The 1,265-nt window shown below is 61.5% G+C and carries 1 protein-coding gene; it reads right to left on the bottom strand.

Annotated features, from left to right (window positions below; genetic code table 11):
* Positions 1–1,265: outer membrane protein assembly factor BamA (bamA, locus tag ACQKPS_RS26740; RefSeq protein ID WP_427606288.1), on the bottom strand; the 1,265-nt coding region annotated here is incomplete at both ends.

The raw sequence follows: 1,265 nt of genomic DNA, 5'->3' as shown, positions 1-1,265 counted from the left end.
GGTCTGGTACTCCGAACGGGTCAGGCCGATGGACACCTTGTTACCGGTCCCGAGGAAGTTGCTCTGGCTGATCGAGCCACCAAGGATCAGGCCGGCGCTCTGGGCGAAACCGACGCTGGCGGTGATCGAACCGGAAGCTTGCTCTTCGACGCTGTAGTTGACGTCGACCTGGTCGTCGGTGCCTGGCACCGCCGGGGTCTCGACGTTGACTTCCTTGAAGAAGCCCAGGCGCTCGAGACGGGTCTTGGACTGGTCGATCAGGTAGGTCGAAGCCCAGCCACCTTCCATCTGGCGCATTTCACGGCGCAGCACTTCGTCTTCGGTCTTGGTGTTGCCGCGGTAGTTGATGCGGTTGACGTAGGCACGCTTGCCCGGGTCGACCACGAACATGATGTCGACGGTGTGGTCCTGGTCGTTCGGTTGCGGCACGCCGTTGACGTTGGCGAAGGTGTAGCCTTCGTTGCCCAGGCGGCGGGTGATCAGCTCGGAGGTGGTGGTCATGACCTTGCGCGAGAACACCTGGCCCGGCTGCACCAGCAGCAGCGACTTGACCTGGTCTTCCGGCACCTTCAGGTCACCCGAGAGTTTCACGTCGCGAACGGTGTACTTCTCGCCTTCGTTGACGTTGACGGTGATGTAGACGTGCTTCTTGTCCGGGGTGATCGACACCTGGGTGGAGGCGATGTCCATGTTGATGTAGCCGCGGTCCAGGTAGTAGGAACGCAGGCGCTCCAGGTCACCGGAGAGTTTTTCGCGGGCGTACTTGTCGTCGTTCTTGAAGAACGACAGCCAGTTGGTGGTCTTCAGCTCGAACAGCTGCTGCAGCTCTTCATCGCTGAACACGGTGTTGCCAACGATGTTGATGTGCTGGATGGCGGCAACGGTGCCTTCGTTGATCTTGATCTTCAGCGCCACACGGTTGCGCGGCTGCGGCACGACTTCGGCGTCGACCTCGGCCGAGTAGCGGCCCTGGGCCACATACTGGCGCTGCAGCTCGTTGCGCACGCCTTCGAGGGTGGCACGCTGGAAGATCTCGCCTTCGGCCAGGCCCGACTGCTTCAGGCCCTTCATCAGGTCTTCGGTGCTGATCGCCTTGTTGCCTTCGATCTCGATGCTCGACACCGACGGGCGCTCGACCACGTTGATGATCAGGACGTTGCCATCGCGGTTCAGCTGGATGTCCTGGAAGAAGCCGGTCTTGAACAGCGAACGGGTGGAATCCACCAGGCGGCGGTCGTCAGCCTGATCGCCAACGTTGAGTGGCA

The organism is Pseudomonas sp. NPDC086566 (assembly GCF_050280885.1).
Lineage (GTDB): Bacteria > Pseudomonadota > Gammaproteobacteria > Pseudomonadales > Pseudomonadaceae > Aquipseudomonas > Aquipseudomonas vlassakiae.
This window is presented reverse-complemented; position numbering and strand designations above follow the sequence as displayed.